The sequence below is a fragment of the Janibacter alkaliphilus genome (assembly GCF_013408565.1).
In the GTDB taxonomy this organism is placed as follows: domain Bacteria; phylum Actinomycetota; class Actinomycetes; order Actinomycetales; family Dermatophilaceae; genus Janibacter; species Janibacter alkaliphilus.
This window is the reverse complement of record NZ_JACBZX010000001.1, coordinates 1,921,105-1,932,857: the sequence shown is the minus strand read 5'-3', so window position 1 is coordinate 1,932,857 and position 11,753 is coordinate 1,921,105. Positions and strand designations below refer to the sequence as shown.

General features: G+C 71.4%; 9 protein-coding genes. 5 read left to right on the top strand and 4 right to left on the bottom strand.

Going from position 1 to position 11,753, the window contains the following annotated elements; all coding sequences use genetic code 11:
• Positions 1-56: 56 nt before the first annotated feature.
• Together BJY28_RS09395 and BJY28_RS09390 are read right to left on the bottom strand one after the other, a co-directional pair.
• On the bottom strand, positions 57-1,094 hold the full coding sequence (locus tag BJY28_RS09395) for a CNNM domain-containing protein (protein ID WP_179462775.1): 1,038 nt from the start codon (positions 1,092-1,094) through the stop codon (positions 57-59).
• Positions 1,091-2,464 (bottom strand): hemolysin family protein, encoded by a 1,374-nt coding sequence (locus tag BJY28_RS09390; protein ID WP_179462774.1) that lies wholly within the window; start codon positions 2,462-2,464, stop codon positions 1,091-1,093. Before BJY28_RS09390 ends, BJY28_RS09395 begins: the two co-directional genes overlap by 4 nt.
• 150 nt (positions 2,465-2,614) lie before the next feature.
• Here BJY28_RS09390 and BJY28_RS09385 point away from each other — a divergent pair, with 150 nt between their 5' ends.
• From BJY28_RS09385 to BJY28_RS09365, 5 genes are all read left to right on the top strand, one after another.
• Complete coding sequence (locus BJY28_RS09385; protein WP_179462773.1) at positions 2,615-3,571, top strand: ABC transporter ATP-binding protein; 957 nt, start codon at positions 2,615-2,617, stop codon at positions 3,569-3,571.
• Complete coding sequence (locus tag BJY28_RS09380) at positions 3,568-4,362, top strand: ABC transporter permease (protein WP_179462772.1); 795 nt, start codon at positions 3,568-3,570, stop codon at positions 4,360-4,362. The genes BJY28_RS09385 and BJY28_RS09380 overlap by 4 nt, the downstream gene beginning before the upstream one ends.
• A 180-nt stretch (positions 4,363-4,542) precedes the next feature.
• Positions 4,543-8,436, top strand: a complete 3,894-nt coding sequence (locus BJY28_RS09375) for a multifunctional oxoglutarate decarboxylase/oxoglutarate dehydrogenase thiamine pyrophosphate-binding subunit/dihydrolipoyllysine-residue succinyltransferase subunit (RefSeq protein ID WP_179462771.1) — start codon at positions 4,543-4,545, stop codon at positions 8,434-8,436.
• A 3-nt stretch (positions 8,437-8,439) separates the two neighbouring features.
• Positions 8,440-8,649, top strand: a complete 210-nt coding sequence (locus BJY28_RS09370) for a DUF6104 family protein (RefSeq protein ID WP_179462770.1) — start codon at positions 8,440-8,442, stop codon at positions 8,647-8,649.
• A complete protein-coding gene (locus BJY28_RS09365) occupies positions 8,646-9,311 on the top strand; it encodes a GDSL-type esterase/lipase family protein (protein ID WP_179462769.1) in 666 nt (221 codons plus the stop codon). The genes BJY28_RS09370 and BJY28_RS09365 overlap by 4 nt, the downstream gene beginning before the upstream one ends.
• An 86-nt stretch (positions 9,312-9,397) precedes the next feature.
• Here the strand turns inward: BJY28_RS09365 and BJY28_RS09360 are convergent, their stop codons facing one another.
• Together BJY28_RS09360 and cysD are read right to left on the bottom strand one after the other, a co-directional pair.
• On the bottom strand, positions 9,398-10,732 hold the full coding sequence (locus tag BJY28_RS09360) for a sulfate adenylyltransferase subunit 1 (RefSeq protein ID WP_179462768.1): 1,335 nt from the start codon (positions 10,730-10,732) through the stop codon (positions 9,398-9,400).
• Positions 10,732-11,652, bottom strand: coding sequence for a sulfate adenylyltransferase subunit CysD (gene cysD / locus BJY28_RS09355; protein WP_179462767.1), 921 nt, complete (start codon positions 11,650-11,652; stop codon positions 10,732-10,734). The genes BJY28_RS09360 and cysD overlap by 1 nt, the downstream gene beginning before the upstream one ends.
• Between the last annotated feature and the right edge of the window lie 101 nt (positions 11,653-11,753).

The window sequence follows — 11,753 nt, the reverse complement described above, 5'->3', positions numbered from 1 at the left end:
GTCCCACGAGTCGCACCGGTCACACAAGCCCCAGCGCCCTGCCGGGACGACGCGGCTCAGTCCCGCTCGCGCTGGGTGGCGTCGGCGACCTCGCCGACGAGCTCCTCGATGACGTCCTCGAGGAAGACCACCCCGAGCACCTCGCCGTCGGCGTCGGTGACCTGGGCCAGGTGCGCGCCGGTGCGCTGCATCGTCGCCAGCACCTCCTCGACCTCGTCCCCGGCCCGCACGCTGGCCAGGCGTCGCACCCGCTTGCGCGGCACCGGCTCGGCCCGGTCCTCGTCGTCGGCGTAGAGCACGTCCTTCAGGTGCAGGTAGCCGGTGATCTCGCCGTCGTCGTCGCAGGTCGGGTACCGCGAGTAGCCGTGCCGGGCGACGAGCCGCTCGACGTCGTCCGGGGTGGCCTCCGGGGGCACGGTGACCAGCTGGTCGAGCCGCACCGCCACGTCGCCGGCGTCCTTGTCGGAGAACTCCAGCGCGGCGCCGACGAGGCCGTACTGCTCGCTCTCCACGAGCCCCTCGCGGTGCGACTCGTCGACGATGTGCTGGACCTCCTCGGCGGTGAAGGCGGCCGACACCTCGTCCTTCGGGTCGACGCCCATGCCGCGCACGAAGGCCTTGGAGACCCGGTCCATCCCGGTGATCACCGGCCGGGCGATCCGGCCGACCATCATCAGCGGCGGCACGAGCAGCCGGGCGGAGCGCTCCGGTCCGGCGATCGCGAGGTTCTTCGGGATCATCTCGCCGACGACGACGTGCAGGTAGACGACGATGAGGATGGCCAGCACCAGCGAGGCCGCGTCGGTCATCGCGTGCGGCACCCCGACCGCCTCCATCACCGGGTGCAGCGCGTGGTGCAGCGCCGCCTCGGACACGGCGCCGAGCAGCACCGAGCACAGCGTGATGCCGAGCTGGCAGGTGGCCAGCAGGACCCCGGTGTGCTGCAGCGCCTCGACAGCCACCGCGGCGCGCTTGTCACCCGCCTCGGCGAGCGGCTCCAGCTGGCTGCGCCGGGCGGACATCGCGGCGAACTCGGCACCGACGAAGAAGGCGTTGCCGAGCAGCAGGACCACCGTGATGAGCAGGATCGTCACGACGCCTCCCCCGGCCCGACGGAGGTCGACCCGCTCCCGGCCGCGTCCGAGGACGGGCCGAGGCCGGTGCCCGGCGGGCCGACCGGCACGAAGCGCAGCCGGTCGACACGGCGGGTGTCCATGTCGGCGACGGTGACCTGCCAGCCCTCCAGCGGCACCTCGTCGCCGACCTCGGGCACCCGGCCCAGGGCGGCCATCACCCAGCCGCCGACCGTCTCGTAGGCGCTCCCCTCGGGCACCGGTGCGCCGAGCCGCTCGCGCACCTCGTCGGGTCGCCACATCCCGGGCACGGTCCACGACCCGTCGGCCAGCGGCCGTCCGGTGGTCTGCCCGAGGTCGTGCTCGTCGGAGACCTCGCCGACGATCTCCTCGACGAGGTCCTCGAGGGTGACCACCCCGGCGGTGCCGCCGTACTCGTCGACGACGACGGCCATCTGCAGCCCGGTGTCGCGCAGCTGGATGAGCAGCGGGTCCAGCCGCAGCGTCTCCGGGACCACCTCGGCGTCCACCATGAGCGCCGAGACCGGCACGTCCGCCCGGCGATCGTGCGGCACGGCGATGGCCCGCTTGACGTGCACCACCCCGTCGACGTCGTCCCAGTCGTCGTCGATCACCGGGAAGCGGGAGTGCCCGGTCCGCCGGGCCAGCGCCACCAGCTCCTCGGCGCTGCCGCCGCGGTCGATGGCGGTGGCCCGGTTGCGCGGGGTCATCACGTCGGCCGCGGTCTGGTCGCCGAAGCCCAGGGAGCGGGTCACCAGGCGGGCGGTGGCGCTGTCCAGCGTCCCGGCCTCGACCGAGGTGCGCACCAGGCTGGCCAGCTCGGCCGGGCTGCGGGCCGCGGACAGCTCCTCCTGCGGCTCCACCCCGATCCGGTGCAGGAACCAGTTCGCCGAGCCGTTGAGCACGACGACGAAGGGCTTGAAGATGATCCCGAAGACGCGCATCGGGGTGGCCACGAGCTTGGCGGTGCCCAGCGGCTCGGAGACGGCGAGGGTCTTGGGCACCATCTCCCCGAGGATCATCGAGAAGACGGTGGCCAGCACGAGCGCCAGCACCGAGGCCACGCCCCCGGCAGCGCCCTCGGGCATCCCGGCCGACTCCAGCAACGGCGAGATCAGCGCACCGATGGCCGGGTTCGCGACGTAGCCGAGCATCAGGGTGGTGACCGTGATGCCGACCTGGCAGACCGAGAGCAGGGTGGAGAGCCGGCGCAGCGAGCCCAGCACGGGCCGGGCCCGTGCGTCGCCCTCGTCCACGGCCCGCTGCACCGCCGGCCGGTCCAGGGCGACGAGGGAGAACTCGGCGGCGACAAAGATCGCGGTGCCGAGGGTGAGGACCACCGCGAGCAGGAGCAGGAGACCAGTGGTCATGATGCGGGCGAGTATAGGCGCGGGCCGCATCTCCGACCTGAGGTGGAGCCGGGCCGGCGCGACACGCCACGAAGATCCGACCCTCGTAGGAGGACAGCGAGCGCTCCGGCTGCTTGGATAGTGCCACTTCCAAGAGACAGGGGAGATCGGATGGCAGTGGCAGGCACGACCATCGAGGTCCGCAACCTCACCAAACGCTTCGGCGGCTTCACCGCCGTCGACGACCTCAGCTTCCACGTGGCGCCGGGCCGGATCACCGGCTTCCTCGGGCCCAACGGCGCCGGCAAGACGACCACGCTGCGGATGCTGCTCGGGCTCATCGGGCAGACCTCGGGGACGGCGACCATCGGTGGCCAGGCGTACCGCGACCTGAGCAACCCGTCAGGCACCGTCGGCGCGGCGCTGGAGGCGACCAACTTCCACCCCGGACGCAGCGGCCGGGACCACCTGCGGGTGATCGCGGCGGCCGCGGGCCTGCCCGACCGCCGGGCCGACGAGCTGCTCGAGCTCACCGGCATCCCGGCGGCCGCCCGCAAGCGTGCGGGCGCCTACTCCATGGGCATGCGCCAGCGGCTCGGGCTGGCCGCCGCGCTGCTGGGCGACCCGCAGGTGCTCATCCTCGACGAGCCGGCCAACGGCCTCGACCCCGAGGGGATCCGCTGGCTGCGGGGCTTCCTGCGCTCCCTGGCCGACAGCGGCAAGACCATCCTCATCTCCAGCCACCTGCTCCAGGAGGTGGAGACCACCGTCGACGACGTGGTGATCATCGCCAACGGTCGGCTGGTCCGCGAGGGCTCGATCGAGGAGCTGCACGGCACCTCGCGAGCCCTGGTGCGAACCTCCGACCCGGAGTCGCTGGCCGGTGCTCTGCGGGTGGCCGACGTCGTCGCCCGCCCCCAGCAGGACGGCACGCTGCTCGCCGAGACCGACGACCTGCGGCTCGTCGGTGACGTGGCCCTGCGCGCCGGCCTGCCGATCTGGCAGCTGCAGGCCAAGACCGCCGACCTCGAGGCGCTCTTCTTCGAGCTCACCGAGGGGTCCAACCGCAACCTCGGTGGTGGTGCCGTCGACGGCGCCGCCGCTCGTCCGGAAGGAGCCTCGGCATGATCGCCACCGTGAGGTCCGAGCTGCTGAAGTTCTTCACCACCCGCCTCTGGTGGGGCATGGCCATCGCCGTCGTGCTGGTCGGCGCCGCCTTCGCCGCGCTCAACGGGTTCTTCCTCACCAGCAGCTCGGCCGAGGAGATGATGGGCGGGCCCATGGACCCGACCGACCTGGCGATCAACGTCTACACCGGCGGCCTGGGCGTGGGCTACGTGCTGCTGCTGACCATCGGCGTGATGCAGGTCGGCTCGGAGTACCGGCACAAGACGATCACCAGCACCTTCCTGGCGACCCCCCGACGGGTCAAGGTCATGGGCTCCAAGGTGCTGGCGCTGCTCGTGCTCGGGGTGGTCTACGGCCTGCTGGCGATCGTCTCCTCGGTGTTCGTCGGCGGTGCGATCCTCGGCATCCAGGGGGCCGAGCTCTTCCCGTCCGCCGATGTCTGGCGGACCCTGGCGCTCGGAATGCTCGTGCTCGGGCTGTGGGCCCTCATCGGGCTCGGGGTGGGCATCCTCATCCCCAACCAGGTCGCCGCCCTCGTCCTGGCGATCAGCATCGCCTGGATCGTCGAGCCGATCATCGGGGTGCTGCTGGGCATCACCGAGTGGGGCGCCGAGATCGCCCAGTACCTGCCGAGCGCGGCGACCAGCGCCGTGCTGGCGATCAGCGCGCAGCCCGGGGCCGAGGAGACCCAGCAGCTCAGCTGGTGGGCGGGGGCCCTCGTGCTCGCCGGCTGGGCGGCCCTCTTCGCCGTCCCGGGGATCTTCCGCGCGGTGCGCCAGGACGTCTCCTGACCGACCGCTGAGCCCGCCGCACCCACGGCCTCCCGGAGCTCTCCGGGAGGCCGTCGGCAGGCCCCGGGCACAACCCGGCCCCGGTCCTTCGGATGCGGCCGGTGGGAGCGTTAGGCTGTCGTGGTGGCCCGATGACGGGTCCGTTCGATCGCGGATGTCCACGGAAGAGGCGAATGCGGCGTGCCTGAGCAGGACGGCTCGAGCTCCCTGACCGACTTCGGTCCCAACGAATGGCTCGTCGACGAGCTGTACGAGCAGTACAAGCAGGACAAGAACAACGTCGACGAGGCCTGGTGGGAGTTCTTCGAGAGCTACACCCCGGGCAGCGGCGGGTCCCCCAGCAACGGGGCGGGTGCCAACGGCGCGAAGGCGGAGGGCGCGAAGGAGGCCAAGCAGGCCGAGCGCGCCCAGGAGGCCGAGGACACCCAGGCGAAGCGGAAGAACGCCGAGCAGTCCGCGGCGAGCACCGCCGAGGCCAAGGACTCGAAGGGGTCGCAGAGCGCCGGGTCGAAGGACACGAAGGCCTCGGCGTCCAAGAGCTCGTCCACCACGAGCTCGGAGTCCAAGAGCTCGTCGTCGAAGAGCTCGTCGTCCAGCTCCAAGAGCTCGGGCGGCCAGGCGCGCAGCGCGGCGGCCGCCGAGCCCACTCCCCGCGAGCCGGAGAAGCCCTCCCAGCCCGAGGTCGAGGACCAGGACGTCGAGAAGCCGCTGAAAGGGGCCGCCGCCCGGGTGGTCACCAACATGGAGGCCTCGCTGGAGGTCCCGACGGCGACCAGCGTGCGGGCGGTGCCGGCCAAGCTGCTCATCGACAACCGGATCGTCATCAACAACCACCTGCGGCGCAGCCGCGGCGGCAAGATCTCCTTCACCCACATCATCGGCTACGCGCTGGTCAAGGCGCTGGCCAAGATGCCGGAGATGAACGTCGGCTTCACCACCGACGAGAAGGGCAAGCCGGTCGTCGTGCAGCCGGCGCACGTCGGTCTGGGCATCGCCATCGACCTGCAGAAGGACGACGGCTCCCGCTCGCTCATGGTCCCCTCGGTCAAGGCCGCCGAGAAGATGGACTTCACCGCCTTCTGGAGCGCCTACGAGGAGCTCGTCAAGAAGACCCGTGACGGCAAGCTGACCCTGGAGGACTTCCAGGGCACCACCGCCACCCTGACCAACCCCGGCGGCATCGGCACGGTGCACTCCATCCCCCGCCTGATGAAGGGGCAGGGCGCGATCATCGGCGTCGGCGCGCTGGAGTACCCGGCCGAGTGGCAGGGCGCGAGCAACGAGACGCTCAACCGGAACGCGGTCAGCAAGATCCTCACCCTGACCTCGACCTACGACCACCGGATCATCCAGGGCGCCCAGTCCGGCGAGTTCCTGCGGGTCATCCACCAGCTGCTGCTCGGCGACGACGCCTTCTACGACGAGATCTTCGAGAGCCTGCGCATCCCCTACGAGCCGGTGCGCTGGGTGCAGGACATCTCGGCGACGCACGACGACGACATCAACAAGGTCGCCCGCGTCCAGGAGCTCATCCACGCCTACCGGGTGCGTGGCCACCTCATGGCCGACACCGACCCGCTGGAGTACCAGCAGCGGCGGCACACCGACCTGGACATCACCACCCACGGGCTGACCCTGTGGGACCTCGACCGGCACTTCGCCACCGGCGGCTTCGGCGGCCAGCCCTTCCTCAAGCTGCGCAACATCCTCGGCATCCTGCGCGACTCCTACTGCCGCACCATCGGCGTGGAGTACATGCACATCCAGGACCCCGAGCAGCGCCGCTGGATGCAGGACCGGATCGAGGTCGGCTACGCCCGCACCACCTCCGACGAGCAGCTGCGGATCCTGCGCCGGCTCAACGCCGCCGAGGCCTTCGAGACCTTCCTGCAGACGAAGTTCGTCGGGCAGAAGCGCTTCTCCCTCGAGGGCGGCGAGTCGGCGATCGCGCTGCTGGACCGGATCCTCTCCCGGGCGGCCGCCGACGAGATGGACGAGGTCTGCATCGGCATGCCGCACCGCGGCCGGCTCAACGTGCTGGCCAACATCGCCGGCAAGTCCTACGGGCAGATCTTCCGCGAGTTCGAGGGCAAGCTGGACCCGAAGTCGGTCCAGGGCTCCGGCGACGTGAAGTACCACCTGGGCACCGAGGGCGAGTTCATCGCCGAGGACGGCGCCAGCACCAAGGTCTACCTGGCCGCCAACCCCAGCCACCTGGAGGCGGTCGACCCGGTGCTCGAGGGCATCGCCCGGGCCAAGCAGGACCGGCTCAACCACGCCGGCGAGGACTTCCCGGTGCTGCCGATCCTCATGCACGGCGACGCCGCCTTCGCCGGGCAGGGCGTGGTCGCCGAGACGCTGCAGCAGAGCCAGCTGCGCGGCTACCGCACCGGCGGCACCATCCACGTGGTGGTCAACAACCAGGTCGGCTTCACCACCTCGCCCAGCGCGAGCCGCTCCTCGGTCTACTCCACCGACGTCGCCCGGATGATCCAGGCGCCGATCTTCCACGTCAACGGCGACGACCCGGAGGCCTGCGTGCGGGTCGCCGAGCTCGCCTACGAGTACCGGCAGAAGTTCCACAAGGACGTCGTCATCGACCTCGTCTGCTACCGCCGCCGCGGGCACAACGAGGGTGACGACCCGTCGATGACGCAGCCGCTGATGTACAAGCTCATCGAGTCCAAGCGCTCGGTGCGCAAGCTCTACACCGAGTCGCTCATCGGCCGGGACGACATCAGCGAGGACGAGGCTGCGGCCGCGCTGAAGGACTACCAGAACCAGCTGGAGCGGGTCTTCGTCGAGACCAAGGAGGCGCTCAGCGGCTCCGGCGTCGACGAGAGCGACAACGCCGGCCTGGAGCGTCCCAGCACCCAGACCTCCGACGACACCCGGCACCCGGCCGACCAGACGGCGATCTCCGAGCAGGACATGCAGCGCATCGGGGACGCCTTCAGCTCCCCGCCGAAGGACTTCTCGGTCCACAAGAAGCTGCAGCAGGCGATGCAGAAGCGCACCGACTCGGTACGCGAGGGCGGCATCGACTGGGCCACCGCAGAGCTGCTGGCCTTCGGCTCGCTGCTCATGGAGGGCACCCCGGTGCGGCTCACCGGTCAGGACAGCCGACGCGGCACCTTCGTGCAGCGGCACGCCGTGCTCACCGACCGTCTCACCGGCGAGGAGTGGACCCCGCTGCTCTACCTCGGCGGCGGGCAGGCTCGCTTCTGGGTCTACGACAGCCTGCTCTCGGAGTTCGCCGCGATGGGCTTCGAGTACGGCTACTCCGTGGAGCGGCCGGACGCGCTGGTGCTCTGGGAGGCGCAGTTCGGCGACTTCTGGAACGGCGCGGCCACCGTCGTCGACGAGTTCATCTCCAGCGGCGAGCAGAAGTGGGGCCAGCAGTCCTCGGTCGTGCTGCTCCTGCCGCACGGCTACGAGGGCCAGGGCCCGGACCACTCCTCGGCCCGGATCGAGCGCTTCCTCACCCTGTGCGCGCAGGACAACATGACCGTCGCCTTCCCCTCGACGCCGGCCAGCTACTTCCACCTGCTGCGTCGCCAGGCCTACGCCCGGCCGCGCCGCCCGCTGGTGGTCTTCACGCCGAAGTCGATGCTCCGGCTCAAGGCCGCGGCCAGCCAGCCCGAGGACTTCCTCGAGGGCACCTTCCGGCCGATCCTGCCGGACCCGCAGGCACCGGCCGGCGACCAGGTCACCCGGGTGCTGCTGGGCTCCGGCAAGGTCGTCTACGACCTCGAGGCGGAGCGCAGCAAGCGCGGCGACGAGCAGACCGCGATCCTGCGGCTGGAGCAGTACCACCCGATCGCCGGCGAGGAGATCGCCGCGGCGCTCGCGCAGTACCCGCAGGCCGAGATCGTCGTCGTCCAGGAGGAGCCGTCCAACATGGGCGCCTGGCCGTTCCTGGCGCTCAACCTCTCCCGCGCCCTCGCGGCGCACGGCGAGGAGCGGCCGCTGCGGGTCGTCGCCCGACCGGCCAGCGCCTCGCCGGCGGCCGGGACGGCGAAGAAGCACGCGGCCGAGCAGGCCGCGCTGATGTCGGCCGCCTTCGACCGCTGAGCGATGTACTTCACGGACCGGGGCATCGAGGAGCTCGAGCAGCGCCGGGGGGACGAAGAGGTCTCCCTGGCCTGGGTGGGTGACCAGCTGCGCACCTTCGTCGACCTGCACCCCGAGCACGAGACCGCGGTCGAGCGGCTGGCCTCCTGGCTGGCGCGGCTGGACGACGACCTGGACGACGAGATCGACGACACCCCGAGGAGCACCACGTGAGCGGTCACCCGACCACCGACGCCGCCGGCAACGACTTCACCCCCAGCGCGTCCTTCGCGGTGGACGGCGGGCAGCGCGACATCGTCGTGGTCTTCGTCGGCGACTCCTTCGTCGCCGGGATCGGCGACCCCAAGGCGCAGGGCTGGGTCGGCCGGGTGCTCGGGCGCACCCCGCTGGGCGACGCCTCGCTCGCCTTCTACAACCTCGGCGTCCGCGGGGCCACCTCCGCGGACGTCGCCGAGCGGTGGAAGAGCGAGGGGCCGTCGCGCTGGGGCGACGCGGCCGAGCGTCGTCTCGTGGTGCAGGTGGGCCACGCCGATCTGCAGGCCGGCACCTCGCTGGCCCGGCACCGGCTCAACCTCGCGAACATCCTGGACGAGGCGTCCAGCCGGGGCATCGCCACCTTCGTCGTCGGTCCCCCGCCGGGCGCCGACCCGGCCACCGACGAGCAGGTCCGCCAGCTCTCCGAGGCGCAGCGCGACGTGTGCGACCGCCGGGGCGTGCCCTTCATCGACACCTGCACCCCGCTGGCCGGCCACGAGCAGTGGTCCTCCGACCTGGCCACCAGCCGGGACGGCACCCACCCGGGCCAGGCCGGCTACGGGCTGCTCGCCTGGCTGGTGCTGCACCACGGCTGGAGCGAGTGGATGCGCCTCGGCTGAGGCGCCACCCGCGCGCGCTCAGAGGTCGTCGCGTCTCGCGCTCAGACGTCGTCGCGTCTCGCGCTCAGATGTCGTCGCGTCCGCGCTCAGATGTCGTAGAGCTCCTGCTCGCTGACGTCGGATCCCAGCCAGGCCATGCCCGCGCCCACGGTGGCCCCGGTGGCCTCGTCGACGAGGATGAAGGAGCCGGTGGTCCGGTTGCTCTCGTAGGGCTCGACCACCAGCGGCTGGGTCAGCTTCAGCGCGACGAGACCGATCTCGTTCAGGCCCAGCTCCTCGGCCGAGCTGTCCCGGTGCAGGGTGTTGGTGTCGACCCGGTGGTCCACCCGGGTGACCATCGCCCGGGCGGTGCGGGTGGTGTGCTTGATCGCCAGCTTCTGCCGGGGGCGCAGCGGCGCCTCGGCCATCCAGCAGATCGTCGCCTCCAGCTCCTTGACCGGCTGCGGGGCGCCCTGCGCGGCGACGATCATGTCGCCCCGGGCGACGTCGACGTCGTCGGTGAGCCGCAGGGTCACCGACTCCCCCTCGCCGGCCTGGGGCACCTCGCCCTCGAAGCGGTCGATCCCGGCGACGTGGCTGCGCCGGCCGGAGGGGAGGACGACCACCGGGTCGCCCGGGCGCAGCACCCCGCCGGCCACCTGCCCGGCGTAGCCGCGGTAGTCGTGGTAGGCGTCCGACTTCGGCCGGATGACGTACTGCACCGGCAGCCGCCCCGGCCCGTCCGGCTGCTCGGCCTCGACCGGCACCGTCTCCAGGTGGTGCAGCAGCGTCGGCCCGGCGTACCACGGCATCCGCGCGCTGGGCTCGACGACGTTGTCCCCCACCAGCGCCGAGATCGGCACGACCACCGGGCGGGGCACGTGCAGGCCGGCGCAGAACTCGAGGAAGTCCGCCTGGATCCGCTCGAAGACGTCCTGCGAGTAGTCGACGAGGTCCATCTTGTTCACCGCCACGGCGACGTGCGGCACCTGCAGCATGGACAGCAGCACGGCGTGCCGACGGGACTGCTCGGTCAGCCCCTCGCGGGCGTCGACGAGCACCAGTCCGAGGTCGGCGGTGGAGGCGCCGGTGACCATGTTCCGGGTGTACTGCACGTGGCCCGGGGTGTCGGCGATGATGAACTTGCGCGCCGGGGTGGCGAAGTAGCGGTAGGCCACGTCGATCGTGATGCCCTGCTCGCGCTCGCTGCGCAGCCCGTCGGTGAAGAGGGCCAGGTCGGTGTAGTCGTAGCCCTTGGCCTGGGAGGTGGTCTCGACCGCCTCCAGCTGGTCGGCCATGATCGCCTTGGAGTCCAGCAGCAGCCGGCCGATGAGCGTGGACTTGCCGTCGTCGACCGAGCCGGCGGTGGCGAAGCGCAGCAGCCCGTGCGGCTGGGTGGCGGCCGCGTCGGTGACCGGCGGGGTGTCGGTGAGCAGGGTCATCAGAAGTACCCCTCCTTCTTGCGGTCCTCCATGGCGGCCTCGCTGAAGCGGTCGTCCCCGCGGGTGGCGCCACGCTCGGTGAGCGTCGCGGTGGCCACCTCGTCGACGATCTCGGCGACCGTGGCCGCCGTGGACTCCACGCACCCGGTGAGCGTGAGGTCACCGACGGTGCGGAAGCGCACCGTGCGCTCCTCGGCCCGCTCCCCGTCGCGAAGGGGGTTGTACGGGCTCTCGCTGAGCAGCATCCCGTCGCGCTCGAAGACCCGGCGGGTGTGCGCGTAGTAGATCGACGGGATCTCGATCTGCTCGCGGCCGATGTACTGCCAGATGTCCAGCTCGGTCCAGTTGCTCAGCGGGAAGACCCGCATGTGCTCGCCCTCGTGGATGCGCCCGTTGTAGAGGCTCCACAGCTCCGGGCGCTGGTTCTTGGGGTCCCACTGGCCGAAGTCGTCGCGGTGGGAGTACACCCGCTCCTTGGCGCGCGCCTTGTCCTCGTCGCGGCGCCCGCCGCCGAAGGCCGCGGTGTACCCCTCGGACTCGATGGCGTGCAGCAGGGTGCCGATCTGCAGCCGGTTGCGCGGGGTGTGCCCGTCGTCGACGACGACCCCGTCCGCGATCGCCTGCTCGACCGAGGCCACGTGCAGGCGCACCCCGAGCCGCTCGACCCACGCGTCCCGCGTGGACAGCACCTCGGGGAAGTCGTAGCCGGTGTCCACCTGGAGCACCGGGAAGGGGATGCGCGCGGGGTGGAACGCCTTCTCCGCCAGGCGAAGCATGACGATCGAGTCCTTGCCGCCGGAGAACATCAGCACCGGCCGCTCGAACTCTGCGGCGACCTCACGGATGATGTGGATCGACTCGTTCTCGAGCTGGTCGAGATGCGTCTGCGGACGCGTCTCGAGCGGGGTCGCTAGGGTCACGAGCGGCTTCCTCAGGATGGGGTGCGGAACGCCGCCAGCATAACCACCTGTTATGGGTGAGCAAACTTCGCGTTCGCCATGCGGCCGTCGAGGGCGGCTCG